General features: G+C 66.5%; 14 protein-coding genes. 11 read left to right on the forward strand and 3 right to left on the reverse strand.

Annotated elements, in window-relative coordinates:
• Positions 1–196: 196 nt before the first annotated feature.
• The gene (locus ACFWW8_RS36915) at positions 197–640 is read right to left on the reverse strand and encodes an NUDIX domain-containing protein (protein WP_384126419.1); all 444 of its coding nucleotides are present in this window, start codon (positions 638–640) and stop codon (positions 197–199) included.
• Positions 641–669: 29 nt separating this feature from the next.
• Between ACFWW8_RS36915 and ACFWW8_RS36920 the strand changes: the two genes are divergently transcribed.
• The 4 genes from ACFWW8_RS36920 (at position 670) to ACFWW8_RS36935 (ending at position 3,391) form a co-directional block, all read left to right on the forward strand.
• Entirely contained in the window at positions 670–1,467 is a 798-nt protein-coding gene (locus ACFWW8_RS36920) for a GntR family transcriptional regulator (RefSeq protein WP_386536888.1), read from the forward strand.
• A 426-nt stretch (positions 1,468–1,893) separates the two neighbouring features.
• The gene (locus tag ACFWW8_RS36925) at positions 1,894–2,163 is read left to right on the forward strand and encodes a DUF6284 family protein (protein ID WP_386536890.1); all 270 of its coding nucleotides are present in this window, start codon (positions 1,894–1,896) and stop codon (positions 2,161–2,163) included.
• Positions 2,160–2,999 (forward strand): DUF2637 domain-containing protein, encoded by an 840-nt coding sequence (locus ACFWW8_RS36930; RefSeq protein ID WP_386536893.1) that lies wholly within the window; start codon positions 2,160–2,162, stop codon positions 2,997–2,999. Before ACFWW8_RS36925 ends, ACFWW8_RS36930 begins: the two co-directional genes overlap by 4 nt.
• On the forward strand, positions 2,996–3,391 hold the full coding sequence (locus ACFWW8_RS36935; protein ID WP_386536895.1) for an RRQRL motif-containing zinc-binding protein: 396 nt from the start codon (positions 2,996–2,998) through the stop codon (positions 3,389–3,391). Before ACFWW8_RS36930 ends, ACFWW8_RS36935 begins: the two co-directional genes overlap by 4 nt.
• Here the strand turns inward: ACFWW8_RS36935 and ACFWW8_RS36940 are convergent.
• Positions 3,388–3,552, reverse strand: coding sequence for a hypothetical protein (locus tag ACFWW8_RS36940; protein WP_386536898.1), 165 nt, complete (start codon positions 3,550–3,552; stop codon positions 3,388–3,390). The genes ACFWW8_RS36935 and ACFWW8_RS36940 overlap by 4 nt on opposite strands.
• Before the next feature lie 35 nt (positions 3,553–3,587).
• Between ACFWW8_RS36940 and ACFWW8_RS36945 the strand changes: the two genes are divergently transcribed.
• From ACFWW8_RS36945 to ACFWW8_RS36975, 7 genes are all read left to right on the forward strand, one after another.
• Entirely contained in the window at positions 3,588–3,971 is a 384-nt protein-coding gene (locus ACFWW8_RS36945; protein WP_386536901.1) for a DUF6251 family protein, read from the forward strand.
• 76 nt (positions 3,972–4,047) lie between these two features.
• Positions 4,048–4,281, forward strand: coding sequence for a DUF6257 family protein (locus ACFWW8_RS36950; protein WP_386536904.1), 234 nt, complete (start codon positions 4,048–4,050; stop codon positions 4,279–4,281).
• A gap of 92 nt (positions 4,282–4,373) precedes the next feature.
• Positions 4,374–6,497, forward strand: coding sequence for an FtsK/SpoIIIE domain-containing protein (locus tag ACFWW8_RS36955; RefSeq protein WP_386536907.1), 2,124 nt, complete (start codon positions 4,374–4,376; stop codon positions 6,495–6,497).
• A gap of 295 nt (positions 6,498–6,792) precedes the next feature.
• Positions 6,793–7,671 carry a bifunctional DNA primase/polymerase gene (locus tag ACFWW8_RS36960; protein WP_386536910.1) on the forward strand — a complete coding sequence of 293 codons (879 nt, stop codon included), beginning with the start codon at positions 6,793–6,795 and terminating at the stop codon, positions 7,669–7,671.
• A gap of 2 nt (positions 7,672–7,673) precedes the next feature.
• Positions 7,674–9,149, forward strand: coding sequence for an ATP-binding protein (locus tag ACFWW8_RS36965; protein ID WP_386536918.1), 1,476 nt, complete (start codon positions 7,674–7,676; stop codon positions 9,147–9,149).
• 488 nt (positions 9,150–9,637) lie between these two features.
• On the forward strand, positions 9,638–9,826 hold the full coding sequence (locus tag ACFWW8_RS36970; protein WP_384126386.1) for a helix-turn-helix transcriptional regulator: 189 nt from the start codon (positions 9,638–9,640) through the stop codon (positions 9,824–9,826).
• Between the two features lie 64 nt (positions 9,827–9,890).
• On the forward strand, positions 9,891–11,315 hold the full coding sequence (locus ACFWW8_RS36975) for a tyrosine-type recombinase/integrase (RefSeq protein WP_386536914.1): 1,425 nt from the start codon (positions 9,891–9,893) through the stop codon (positions 11,313–11,315).
• Positions 11,316–11,349: 34 nt separating this feature from the next.
• Here the strand turns inward: ACFWW8_RS36975 and ACFWW8_RS36980 are convergent, their stop codons facing one another.
• A complete protein-coding gene (locus ACFWW8_RS36980; protein ID WP_386536916.1) occupies positions 11,350–14,073 on the reverse strand; it encodes an NACHT domain-containing protein in 2,724 nt (907 codons plus the stop codon).
• Positions 14,074–14,575 lie beyond the last annotated feature (502 nt).

The following is a 14,575-nucleotide window of genomic DNA, read 5'->3' on the forward strand; positions in this document are numbered from 1 at the left end:
GGGTGTGGGATTTGAACCCACGGTGACATCGCTGCCACGACGGTTTTCAAGACCGATCGCGTGGCGTAACTCCCCCATGCCCCCACCTGGCCCTTTGGCTCTCACGTCCGCTCTCTGGCAGCCACGTTGGCCAGAGGTTGGCCAGAGCCATGATCATTCGGCATGTCGATCACGAGTCCTCACGCGCGCCTGACCCTCAGACCGCAAGCAGTCGAACGCCGTCGTGTGACCGGACGTGCGGCACCGTGCCGTCCAAGGCATCTGCCACGCGTACGGCGAAGACTTCCTTCATTGACTGCTCCACCTCGTCGGGCGTGAGCCAGCGGACCGCCGTTGATTCATCAGACAGCCGCTCTACCCCGCCGGTAGGTCGGCACCGGAAGACCAGAGCGATCACACCAAGGGTGAGGTTCTTATAGACGCCGGTCAGCCGCTCCACCTCGACGGTGATCCCGGTTTCTTCGACTACCTCGCGCAGCACGCCGTCCTCTGGCCGCTCATCCCGTTCGAGGATGCCGCCCGGCGGCTCCCAAGCCCCGTTGTCGGCGCGCCGGATCACGAGCACGCGTCCGTCATCCCGGATGACGATTCCGGCGACCGAGACGGAGTGCAACGGCCTCTCGGCGGTAGCGTTAGTCATATACATGAGTCTAGGAGAATCAGCAGAGTATGCCTCTCTCGACAGCACGTGACGCAGGTCGCCCCCGCTACCTCCAGATTGCGGACGACCTCAGCCAGCAGATTCAGGAAGCCCTAGGGGATCCACAGGCGAAGCTCCGCCCCGGGGCGAAGGTGCCGAGCGAGTCCGAACTCATGGATCGTTACTCGGTCGCTCAGGGAACCGTCCGTAAGGCCATGACTGAGCTGCGGGTTCGCGGTCTGGTCGACACCCACCACGGGCGCGGCTCGTTCGTCCGGAAAGCCCCGCCGGTGCAGCGGAAGTCCAGCGACCGCTTCCGTCGGTCACACAGGAAGGCGGGTAAGGCCGCGTACCTGGCAGAGGCTGAGCAGGCTGGGGCGAAGCCGAGCGTTCGGGTGCTCTTCGTAGGGCAGACCGACGCCCCGGCCGAGGTCGCCACCCGCCTCGGGTTGCCGGCGGGCACCAAAGTCCTCGCACGCCGCCGCCTCTACTACAGCGACGGCATCCCCACAGAGGAGGCCACCTCGTATCTGCCCTGGGATCTGGCCGAGAGCATCCCGCAGCTCAGGGAGGAGAACCCGGGGCCGGGAGGGATCTACGCCCGCCTCGAAGAGCAGGGGGATCTCTTGGTGGAGTTCCGGGAGACCGTACGCGTCCGCCTGGCCACCAAGGAAGAGCAGACCGCACTGAGTCTGAGCCCAGGCGCGCCCATCATCCACCTCACTCGGGACGCCCAAATCGAGTCAGGTCGAGTGGTGGAGGTCTGCGACACCCTCATGAGTGCTGACCAGTTCGTTCTGGAGTACCGCATCCCTGCCGGAGACTGACGACCCGCCACATTTGAGCCAACCGGCAAGGCAATCACTAACCCTGATGCTTGACTCCTCTACAGGAGTACAGCACTCTCTTAGTCGTAACTCCTGCACATGAGTAGTCGAGTGTAGGAGTTACGACAGGAGCCCCGCGTTGGACGGGGGGAGGTGAACCCGGCGCCTTGTCATTTACCGGAGGGCTTAGACCGAAAGGTCACGTCTCCATACGCCTGCGCCAGGTCTTGGACCTGAAGGAGACATACGTACCGCTCAACCTTCCGCGCCGTTCTCGGCGGCCGGTTGCCTCCTCCACCCGTCTCGCACGGGTGGAGTCGAGGGGAGCCGGAGTTCTTCCCGCTTCACCCACAACGACGTGCAGCCCCCGGCGGTAGGACGCCGGGGGCTGCTGAGTCCCGTTCCTCTCGCGAAGGAGCAAGACACATGCTGTCCATCGCCGCACTTCAGAACCTCGTTACCCCGTGGTCGGACGGCCTGGAGCCGTCGGACGCGGAGCTGAACGCGATCGAGCAGGAGCTGTCGCTGATCCTGGCGGAACGCGACCTGCTCGACGCGCAGATCATGACGCTGGACCGGACGCCCACCGAGGTGGACAAGCAGCGGCTCCGCCGGGCCCGCCGGCGGATGATGGCGGAGCGGACCGTACTGGAGAACCGGGCCGCGCACCTCCCGTCCTCCGGCGACGCGGCATGAACCGCAAGGCCAAAACCGCCCTCGTCCTCGCGCTGGTCGTCGTGGTTGCCATGGCCTTCCGGGTCTCCTGGAACGCCCTGCGAGATGTGGCCCGGGCGATCGGCGCGGACGACGCGGCAGCCACTCTCTACCCGTTCGTGGTCGATGGCCTGATGGCCCTGGCCCTCGTCGCGGCCCTCGTCCTGACCGACGAGGCCCGCCGGTTCGCCCTGCGGGTCCTGGCCGCGTACACGCTCGCGTCGCTGGTCCTGAACTACGTTCACGGGCTCCTGCCCGAGCTGCACGCCGAGTCGATCGACTGGACTCGGCTGGCCGACTGGGATCCGGCGAACTGGGCGCTCGTGCTGCTGGCGACGTCGCTTCCGGTCGGGTCGATCTACTTCGGCTCCGACCTCGTCGCCAAGGTCCTCCACCACAAGCCCCCGATCGAACCGACCACTCAAGAATCGGCACAGATCACCGTAAATCAGTCCACCCCTGAGCAGGGCGAACCCCACGTCGAGCTACCGCGGCCGGGGCGGGAGGTGGACTCTTCCCCCACCATCCCGATGGAGTCGATCGAGGCCCGGCCGCAGCTCGTCGCGGCGGCTGAGTCGGTGCGTCCTCGTCGGGCGACCGGTCGAGTCCCGGCCGCAGCCCGATCGACCCGCCCCACCCGCACCGACGCCGAGCTGCTCGGCGAAGCGCGGAGCCTGACGGAGTCGTGGCCGATCGAGAAGCTGACCGGTGAAGGGATCCGCAAGGCCCTGCGTACCTCCCCGGCCAAGGCCCGGATCGTGCGGGAGGCCTTGAAGGCTGAACGCGAGCGGGACGAAGCGGCGGCGGTGGCCGGATGAGCCTGTCGTTAGCCGACTGTCACGATCCGACGGGAAGAGTCCACGGGCTCCCCACCTTCCCCTGGCGCCTGGCCCCTGACGGTCTCGCCACCCGACGGCAGTTACGGGCCCTGGGGCTCCGCCCGGGGGGTCAGGACATCGCCGGTCAGGTTCTGCGCCCGCGCTTCCGTCGGGGGCCGCTGGCCGCGTTCCTGTACCGCGTCGACCGCGCGAAGCCGGTCCGGCCGATGACCCCGGCCAAGACCGCCGCGCTGGCCAAGGCCAATGCGGCCCGCCGTACCTGCCCCGAATGCCTCGCCGACGCCGGATACGTCATTCCGGCCTCGCTCGGCATGTGGGTCCCGTGCGCCTACCCCGACGACCGCGCTTTCGACCGGACTGCTCTCGGCTAGGTCAGCAGGTCCAGTACGAACGCGAGGAACTGGCCGGCCCGGTACTTCATCCGGTGCCAGTTCCCGCAGAACCGCTTCGGAGTCCACCACCGGCGCTGTTCAAGCAGCTGGCCGCACATCTTGCACGGCAGCGGATCGACCTCGATCTCTATAACCCCCATGCCGCGAACCTAGTGGCCACCCTCAGGGAGCACACATGCAGTCCCTGCCCGAACCCACCCGTCAGGCCGATGTCGTCCGCCTGCCAGACGGCACCTACGTCTACGCCGATCCGGCCACGCTGCCCGCCGCGTACGCCGGGCCGCAGGTCGTCCACCAGCACATCCACCAGGCCCCGCCCGACCGGACCGTCCAGCGCATCGCCCTCGGCTCCGGAGTCGGCGCCGGAGCGGTCGCGGCCGGCGTGTACTTCGGCCCGCTCCTGATCGCCGCCCTGACCGCCATCGCCGCGAACATCGCGTTCCTGGCCTTCCTCACCCTGGTCCTCGGCTGGTGCGTCCACACGGTCGTGAAGTCGGTCGGTAGCCCGAGCGGCACACAGGCCGTGAAGAACGTGCGCAAGGCCCGCCGCCGTCGCTGACGGCTGCCCGATCCACCCGCCCGGCGCGGGTGGTGAGGGGAGCCGGACAGCCTGGCTCCGGAGATGGAGTCCTGTGATGGCGAAGGACCCGAAGTTCACCGCCGGTGAGACCGCCCGGATGGGCTGGTACGTCGCCCGGATGGCCAAGCGCGGCATCGCCGGGGAGAGCGTCTACCTCGGCGACCTGGAGCGCAAGGTCGACCGGATCATCGACGGCGCCCGCGACCGCGAAAAGCGCGAAGCGAAAGACGCGGCGGCGGCCGAGAAGGCCGCACGCAAGGCCCGCGCCAAGAACGGCAAGACCAAGTAGCTGTGCCCCGGGGCGGCCGTCCTCTCGCCAAAGAACGCCGGCCGCCCCGGGCTCCACCATCCCGCCTCTCAGCAGGACCAGGAGTCCCCAGCATGACCGACAACGTCGTCCCCCTGTTCAAAGACCCCTCGACCTCGACCGACACCGTTACCGCGGCTTCCCCCACCCCCGCCCCGGCCGCCGTCGGCCCGGTCCGGCCGGTGCGGGTGTGGAAGCGCACCGCCTCCGGCGTGCGTACGGCCGTCACCAGCGAGCGCACCCGCACCGCCGCGCGGCTGGTGGCCCGGCACGGCATGTACGTCATCGGCGGGACCCGGATCACGGCGAAGCGGACGTGGGACGGGCGGACCGGATCCCGGTACGAGCGGATGATCCGGGCCGCCGAAGCGGCCGGGAACTGGGAGGAGGCCAAGGAGTGGGAGGACCGGCTGCAGCGCTTCCGCTCCGGCCGCCACCACCGCCGCATGGACCTGCTCCGCTCCGCCCCCGACCTCGCCAAAAGCGCGGCCGTCGGCACCGGCCTCACCGTCGGCGGCCTCCTCCTGCTCGGGATCGTGCTGGCCATAGCCAACAAGGACATCTCGTGGCTGTTCGCCCCGATCAGCGCCGTGATCGAGACGATCCGCACGATCGTGGTCGTGGCCACCGTCGTGTGGGGGCCCGCGCTCACGATCGGCCCGTGGCTGGCCTTACTGGCCCTGTGGGGCGTCGGCCGACGTCAGCAGACCGCACCGCAGTGGACGCTCCCCGCCCAGCAGCGCGACGACGCCGGAGCACCCATCACCCCGTCCATCGTCGTCACCGCCCTGCGCGACCTCGGTATCGCCCCACTCCGGGGCGCCATCAAGGACATGGGGGACGCCGGGGCCGCGATGCTCGGCCCGATCCGCATCGCCGGATGCGGCGTGGAAGTCGACGTCACCCTCCCCTCCGGCGTCTCCACCGCCGAAGTCCAGGGACGGCGCCGCAAGCTCGCCGAAAACCTCGCCCGCCACGAGCACGAAGTCTTCATCACCCTCCCGGCCGCCGCCCGCACGGTCCGGCTGTGGATCGCCGACTCCGGCGCCCTCGATCAGCCGATCGGACCGTCCCCGCTGGTCACCGACGAGACCATGACCGCGAACTACAAGACGGGCAGGGCGCCGTGGGGTCAGGACCTGCGCGGCGACGCGGCAACGCTGAGCCTCTACCAGCGCCACCTGCTCATCACGGGTCTATCGAACCAGGGCAAGACCGCCGCACTGCGCGCGCTGGCCCTGTGGCTGGCCCTCGACAAGACCGTCGAGTTCCGGATCGCCGACCTCAAGGGCGTAGGCGACTGGGCCATGTTCGACGGCCTGGCCACCACCCTCATCCAGGGCCCGACCGACGACCACGTCATCGCCGCCACCGAGATGGTCGAAGGCATGGTCACCGAGATGGAACGCCGCATCCAGGCCCCGCCCGGCACCGTCTTCACCCCGCTCGTCGGCATCGTGGATGAAGCGCAGGTCGCGTTCATGTGCCCGGCCGTCGGCCCGGACAAGCGCCCCTACGGCGGGTCCAAGGCCACGTCCCGGTACTTCATGGCTGTCCGGAAGATCCACAACCAGGGGCGTGCCGTCGACGTGATCCTCGAGGAGGGCACCCAGGACCCCACCGACCAGAACCTCCCCAAGCTCGTCCGCGAAGGCGCCCACACCCGCATCTCCCTCGCCCTGGGCACCGAGTCGCAGGCCCGCATGGCGCTGGGGGACAAGGCCGTCGATGGCGGCGCCGCCCCGCACCTGCTGCGGCAGGGTCTCGACAAGGGAACCGTCGTCGTCGCCTCCGACGGCATCGCCATCCCGGCCGGCCAGGCGTCCATCACCGTGCGGACGCACTACATCGACACCGACACCGCCGCCCTGATCGCCGAGCGGGCCAAGGCCTTGCGCGCCGGAGTCACCACCACCGCGCACACCGTCGACCACGGGCCCGCCCTCGACCCGCTCGCCGACATCCTCACCGTCCTCGGCACCGAGCCGCGCGTCCTGACGCAGGACGTCCTCAAGCGGCTCACCGCGCTCAACGCGAAGGCGTACGGCGGCTGGTCGTTCATCGACCTCAAGCGCGTCCTCGACGGCACCCCCGCCGCCCCCTACAAGTCGGACGGACGCATGGTCATCGGCCGCGAACGAGTCGCCCGCATCCTCGCCAACCGGCCCGAGACGGGTTCCGCTTCCGCCGCTGAGTAGAGGGAGCCGCCCCCCGCACGGGTCAGGGAGGCAGGGAGAACTCCCTGACCGCCTCCCTGACCCCCATCCCTGGACTTGACCTGCGGAAATGATTTGCCAGGGAGGCAGGGAGGCGCCGCAGGTCAGACCCCCAAAACCCCCTCCACAAGCCTCCCGGCAGGGGGTGCCCACGACTCCCTGACCGCTCGGCGGCAGGGATTCCGTTTCACCCGTCCGAACATGCCGAGAGCGGCCCCCACTCACGCCAATGATTGGGGCCGCTCTCGTCCAGAACGCAAGAACTGGAGAGACCAGCATGACCCACCCGACCGACTTCCCGCGAGACCCCAACCGGGCGGCCTTACCCGCCCACCTGCGTACCGCGCTCTGGCTCGCCGGGATCGGCCTGCCCGTCCTGCCTCTGAGGCAGGGTAAGGAGCCGTTCGGGAACTGCTCGGCCTGCACCCGCTCGGCGTGCGGGGACCGGCCCCACATGAAGGCGGCCGGCCCCTGCCGGTGCCCGGCCCCCTGCCACGCCTGGGGCGCCGCCACCACCGACCCGGACGTCCTTACCGGCCCGGCATGGGCCCGCGCCTGGCGTCAGGCCGGAGCGGTCGCCTACCACCCGGGCGGGGCCGGTCTGACCGTGGTGGACCTGGACGACGCCGAGGCCGTCACCTGGGCCCGCCAGATCCTTCCCGCCACCACGGTCGTGCCTACGACGCGCGGCGAGCACTGGGTCTACCGGGGCGCCATGCAGTCGAAGAACGGGGTCCGCCCCGGGGTCGACGTGAAGTCCACGATGTCCTACGTCCGCTGGCGCGGCCCCGGCGCCGGAACGATGGCCATGCTGCCGGACATCGTGCGCTCGCTCGTGGTGAAGGAACCCACCGTCCGGCAGACCCGCGCCGTCAGTGTGGCGGTACCGGCCGGGGGCGGGCGGTGCCCGCACCGATCGCCCGCCTACCTGGAACGGGGGATCGCCATGGCCGAACGGCGAATCACTGCGGCGACCGAAGCCATCCACACCACCGTGTACCGCACGTTCCTCGCCGTGCTGTCGGCCCACGGCCGGTGCGGCTGCCTGACCGAGGCCCACACCGGACGCCTGTTCACCGCCGCGCAAGGCAAGGGCGAGTCCGCCCGGCACTGCGAGGCCGCCTGGACCAACGCCCGCACCGCATTGGGGGTGTGACCGTGCCCGAGGACGAGAAGAACCCGGCACGGCAGACCATCACCGATTACGCGCAGGACCACTTCCGGTACTTCCGCACCACCGAAGGCACCGTCTACGCGCAGAAGAACGGCCACCCTGTAGCCCGCCCGATCCGCTCCCAGGGCACGACCGGCAGCCACCGGCAGGAACTCATGGTCGGCCTCTACAACGACGGCATCGGCTCCTTCAACGGCACCGCACTCAAGGAGGCCCTCGACTTGATCGAAGCACTCGCCCTCAGCCAGGACGTCCAGGCCACCCACATCCGGGTGGCGCCCGGCTTCGACGGCGCGACCTGGCTCGACTTGGGGCGTGATGACGGCAAGTCCGTCCGCATCCACCCCAACGGCTGGGACATCCGCGTCCCTGACCCGCGCGAAGTGTGCTGGCGACGCACCCAGCTCACCGGCGAACTCCCTCTTCCCGAGAGGGAGACTGACGGGAAGGGCATCGATGCGCTGCTGCGGCTGTGCAACTTCGCCGGCGCGGAGAGCGAGTGCCTGGCCATCGCGTGGGTGATCGGCTGCCTGGAGCCGTCGGTACCCGTACCCGCGCCGTTCCTCACCGGCCCCCAGGGCGCGGGGAAGTCGACCGCGGCTCGCATGCTGATGCGGATCGTGGAGGGGATGACCGGCGACCTGCGCCGGGCGCCGAAGGACGAGGAGAACCTGATCACGGCCGTCGCGGCCGGATGGATTACCGCCCTGGACAACCTCTCGCACCTGCCCCCGGACCTGTCCGACCTGATGTGCTGCATCGTGACCGGCGCCGAGAGCATCAAGCGGGCGCTGTTCAGCGACGGCGACGTCTACCGCTCCCGCTACCGCCGCCCCCTGCTGCTGACCGGCATCGACGTGGGCGTCATCCGTCCCGACCTCGCCGAACGCCTCCTCCCGCTGCGCCTGGTGCGGCCCCGGGTTCGGCGGACGGAAGCGGAGCTGTGGGCGGAGTACGCGCAGGTGCTGCCGGTCATCCTCGGTTCCCTCCTGGACCTGACCGTCAAGGTCCGGGCAGCCGACACCGACATCCCCGCCGACCTGCGCATGGCCGACTTCGCGCACCTGTGCGCGCAGCTCGACGCCGCGAGCGGCTTCGGAGCCCTGAACGCCTACCGGGCGGGCCTGGATGAGCTCAACGACGATGTGATCGAGGGTGACCTCCTGGCGCAGGCCGTCCTCAAGCACGCTGCTGGCGCCGAGCCGGGCGAGGAGGTCCGGATGACGTCGGCGGAGTGGCTGCACGCCGTCACCCAGCTCTACGCGGGCGAGGACTTCCGTCCCCTGCCCAAAGGGTGGCCCACCACCGGCAAGGTCTTCTCCGACCGACTCAAGCGCCTGCAACCCACCCTCGCCGCCCGCGGCGTCCTCGTCGACTGGGGCCGCACGAAGGCGGCCCGCTACATCGCGATGACCCGACCGGCCCCCGAGCCGCCGGGCGAGCAGGAAGCGGCGTTCTGACCCACGCCCCCAGGGCCGCACCTGTACGGGCAAGAGGAGCACGCCCCGCCGTGGCGGGGGGGGGTGCTCCTCTTGCCTGTCCGGCGGCTTGCCGCCGGCGGAGAGGTCGCGCCGCGAGGCGGCCCCTTCTTCGCCTTGGGCGGGGGCGCACCACAACAGAAACCACCCCGCTCTTTTTCCTAATAGAAGAGATGTTGCGTCACCCGCGTCACCACGAGCCCCGAAACGGCTCGTGACCTGCCAATACACGGGTGACGCAGACGGCCCACGGCTGCGTCATCTTGCGTCACCTGCGTCATCACCTCCGAGACCCGAAGGCGCCGGGTGACACAGCGGATGACACACAGCCCCCCACTGCGTCACCTCAAAACCGCAGGTCAGGCCCACAAATGACGCAGATGACGCGATGACGCAGAAATCCGGGGCTCGGACAGCACGCCCGACTGGCGAAACAGCCACCGTTCACCGCAAGCCAAGGAGTGGAACCCATGGCCCGCCCCCAGATGCTCAAGCTGGCAGAAGTCCTCACCGAGATCGACATGAGCCGCGCCGCCTTCTACCGACTGCGCGCTAGGGGCAATGCGCCCCGCCTCTTCAAGCTCCCGAACGGGCAACTCCGTGTCCGGCGGTCCGACCTGGACGACTGGCTGGCCGGATGCGAGGCCGCAGCCGCATAGCCAAGCCCGGCGTCACGGGCCCCAGCCAGGGTGGCTGGGGCCCTTTCCCTTGAACGGAGTCGACTTGTACAGCTACGACGTACGGATCTGGGGCATCCGGACCCGCCAGAGCAAGAGCGCCCCCTACCAGCTCCGATGGCTCGTGGGGGGCGAGGAGCACCAGGCCCCGTTCCTGACCAAGACCCTGGCCGACGGTCGACGCGCTCAACTCATGGAGGCCGTCCGCAAGGGTGAGCAGTTCGACGTGTCGTCCGGGCTGCCGGTTTCCGAACTTCGCCAGCTCAAGTCGCCCACCTGGTTCGAGCACGCCAGGGCCTACGTCTGCATGAAGTGGCCGGACGCCGCTGCCAAGCACCGAGTCGGCATCGCTGAGGCGATGACGAACGTGACCATGGCCCTCGTCACGAGCGGAAAGTCGGCTCCCGACCCGAAGGTGCTGCGGCTGGCATTGCGGACATGGGCCTTCCAGATGACGTTGGATCCTCAGGGGAACGCCGTCCCACGCATGAAGGCCGAACAGCCACCGGCGCCCGCAGCCCAGGCTCTGGAGTGGATGGCCAACCATTCCCTCCGCGTGTCCGAGGTCGCGGAGGCTGAGAACCTACGCCGTGCTCTTGCCGCAATCTCCCGGCGTCTTAACGGCAAGCGCGCGGCGGACAACACGATCAGGCGCAAGCGCGCCGTCCTGAGCAACGCTCTCCGGTACGCCGTCGAATGCGACACCCTGCCCACGAATCCGCTGCCCAAGGTCGACTGGGACCCTCCGCAGACCGACGACGAAGTGGACTTCCAGTACGTTCCCGGGCCCGAGCTGGCCCGTCGGCTCCTGGATGCCGTCCAGGCCCAGGGCACCCGCGGCGAGCACCTCCACGCGTTCTTCGGGTGCATGTACTACGCCGCAATGCGCCCGTCTGAAGTGGCCGCCCTCGCCAAGGGCGACTGCAAGTTGCCGTCGACGGGCTGGGGGGAGCTGGTCCTGCGCCGAAGCCGTCCTGAGGTTGGGGCGGGCTGGACGGACGGCGGAACGCCCTACGACGACCGGGGGCTCAAGCGGCGGGCGCGCAAGGCCAGCCGGTCGGTGCCCGTGCCGCCGGCGCTCGTACAGCTCCTTAGAAGCCACCTGGATAGTGAGGGTCTGGCCGCCGATGGACGCCTGTTCCGCGCCGTCGAGGGTGGGCGCGTCGGTTCGAACGAGTACACCCGCGTTTGGAACGAAGCTCGGCGTCAGGCGCTGCAGGCCCAGGATGTGGCGACGCCGCTGGCCGAGGTCCCTTACGCCCTGAGGCACGCTGGCGTCTCTCTCTGGATCAAAGCCGGCGTGGATCCGGTGGAGGTAGCGCGTCGTGCCGGTCACAGCGTGGCGGTCCTGTGGAAATTCTACGCAAAGATCCTCTGCGGTCAGCAGCGGGTGGCAAATAATCTAATCGACTTGGCACTGTCCGACGACCATCTGGACACTCCGCAAGCTATCGCCAAGCCCGAAGAATAAGGGATCTTAGCAAGACAGACTGGCGAGTGCATTTTCAGTCACGTCCGCTTGCAAGCAATTCCGCAAGTTCCTCGAACCAACTCGCCGACTGGAGAAGAGACAAACCCACGGGTAGGGCCTCCTGGAGCCATTCACACCTCTCACGCAGCACAAATCGGACCATCCAAAGTTCAATAGGCAAGTTTTCATATGCTGAAATAATTGCCTCTGCCACTCCTTCTTCACCCATAGCTGCACCCGAACGATTGCCCCAATCGCCAGCAGAGCCATAACCCAGCGCCACTCGCGTGCCGTCCGGACACCGGTAAAAAGAAATGCTGAGGTGCCCGAAAATATCCTCACGGATTTGATCTGGGTTGCGCACCGCCGAAAGGTCGAGGTATGGGGCAACAACTTCAGTCAGCGACTCCTCCTCCAACGTGATCGATCGGTCATTAAGTCCAGACACGATGAAAGACGGGCCGAGCAATTTACCACCAATGAAGGACGCCAGGTCCGCTTGGTTCTCTTGAGCCCTGTCCAGGTGTTTGCAGAGTTGGTAGGCGAAAGGTCCGGTCTCATCCTCCCAGAAATGATGAATTAGCGACAATACGTTGACCGCCCCGTGCCCACCGGCGGCAACGGTTTTGGACACCGCTTGCTCAATCGAATTTCGGGATGGCATATCCGCACAGCCAACGGTCCAAAGGGCTGCGGCGAGATACGCGCTTTCGAATTCACTAAGAGGGTCCTCGATCATTTCCAGCGCATGCCTGGTGAAGCCACGAAGGAACCTAGGCGCTTTCGCCGCAACGTCGTCATTCAGTAGGCCGATCGCAAGCGATGATCCAGGTTTCACACACAGACTCAGCTCATCGGCTGCTTGGATTTCATCAAGAAGCGTGACGATCCTATCCCGGAATCCAGGCCGATCATAGAAAACACGCCCAGCGGCCAGCAGCCAGGTATTGCGCCAATGCGCAGAGGGCGCGATCCCTTTGAGGAAGAAGCAAGTTTCCTCCATGTCGTCTGTGACAATGGCCCGCGCAGCCATGAACTCCTGCAGGCTGCGGACCTCGAAACCCACGCTATACTCCTTGCGCGGCACGAGCAGGATCAATCTATGCATGGCGGCATCAACAATACGCCCAGCCAATACACTCGCTACAGCAGGCTCATACCCCTCACCACTCAGGCTCAAGTATCTTTCGGTAATCCTGAAGAGGTCTTCTTTCGAGATCGCAGCATTCGAATCTCCCTCACGCTCCGCCAGCACCTGCAAGAAGAGCCCGACACGTTCATGAAGATGGTCGATTGGGGTTCGATAGTCATCGATCAGCCTGGCTACTGGGCCACTTTTGTTGGCCTCACGGTTGTAGATCGTCTGGTAGTAGTCGGAGAATAGACGGTACCTCTGCTGCGGAACCCGCTCTCGACGCTCCAAGATAATGGCCATAATGGTGACCTGAAGTGGCGTTGTCATCAGGCGCGCAGTCAGTTCCTGTTCGCTCGCCTCTTTCAGCCTCAGCAGCACCCGTTCCGCCGTTTCCGGATCCCCCGGGTGACGCAGTTGAGTCAATTGGGCCGCATACGCAACGGCTCCTTCGCTATCCAGATTCTCCAAACGGAGATGCAAGTAGCGGCGGTGCGAGAATTCTTCACGATACCCCTGCGGTCTTGAAGTTGCTACGAGGAGAAGATCTGCATCGACGGACTGCGCATCAATAATGAAGTCGTTGATTTTCTCCATTACAGCATCACGCGCTTGAGGCGATGCAACCTCGTCCAGCCCATCAAGCACGACCAGCCAGGGCCACGATTTCAACCAGGAACGCAGTTGACTTGCAGTAATATCGGGCGTGCGGAGGCTAATGCGATTCGACAAATATCGCAGAATACTTAGATCCTCGCCGCCCGCAACGACATCTGCATAGTCACTAAGGTCCACGCGCACAGGCCACCTTCTAGCGGCTGGAGCATCGAGCCCCATGCGTGACAGTTCACCATTGAACGACCCCACTACCTCTGCTGTCTCAACATCCAAGCGGTTCATCGAATCCGTTAGGAGCGTCGACCTGTACACCTGACACAGGATCTGACCAATGGTTGATTTACCCTGGCCTGGCCCGCCAATCAGAGCTACGAATGGCGCTTCCTGAGAACCTCGCACACTGGGACGCAGAACGGCATCACCGTGCAGCAAGATGTGTCGCACAACAGATACAGTTTTATGAGTTCCGTCGGAAGACACATATGATGCAGTAGGGTCGATGGCTATCTCATCAAGCGGTAGACGCTGATTCTCCGCATCTCCCGCTTGCCCCATTTTCACCCACTGATCCGTTGACAGCTCTTTACTGCAGTGGTTAGCGAGCAGTTCCCCAAGGTCAGAGGCAGTACCCTCAAGAAGCTCTCGAAGGCGGAACAGAACATCTCCCGCCGTGGTTAGGGCGCCATAGGTTTGACGGATTCCCGGATACATGTCCAAGTAACGGGAGATCTGATCGAAATGCCAAACGTGGACGGCCTTGACAGGTAGCTCAAGCTCCGCCAAGAGCTCCTCGACGGTGCTTTCAAAGAGATCAATTCCGCCCGCCACGGGATCTGGCGAAAGAACCACATTGGTGGCAAATAGAAGATACTCGGGAAGGGCCCCTTGCCGAACCCTCTTCGATTCTTTGTTTGCCCATTGCCTTAGCTCCGCGCGGACCTGCCCAAGGAACCACGTGGTATCTGGACTGGTCCCGCGGGGCCGTTGCAAGAATTTGGACTGGAGCACCCCGTGCCCGTTCCACGCCCCGTCCTCACTGGGTGTGGGGGGTAGGACATCTGGCCCCGGAACTCTGCCTCTCGGCCGCCGTCAGGTCCATCGCCAAAGATCTGAACACCCGATCCGAGCACCTTCAGGGCCAAGGCCTGCGTTAGGTGCTCGAACTCTCGTGTTCCAAGGCGTGTCAAGTCGTAGTCCACACCACTATCGTGCCGGTCCCAAGGGTGGACGGTGGCTCTTCGACAGAATCTCTGGCACCCACCGGGTGGCTAACTGACGTCGAGGTCGCTGCCATGGCCGGCGTCGGCGCGAAGTAAGAGCAGCCGCAGGTTGGCCGCGGGTTGGCCACACAAGCTGGTCAAGGTCGTGGCAGGAGGGCTCACGGTGAGACAGGGCGAGCGACGATGGGGTGTCCCTCAAAGAGGGGCACCCCATCTGATCAGCGCGTTCGCTGAGCTGGCGGTGGGTGTGGGATTTGAACCCACGGTGACATCGCTGCCACGACGGTTTT

This window comes from Streptomyces sp. NPDC058701 (assembly GCF_042715295.1).
Classification (GTDB): Bacteria; Actinomycetota; Actinomycetes; order Streptomycetales; family Streptomycetaceae; genus Streptomyces.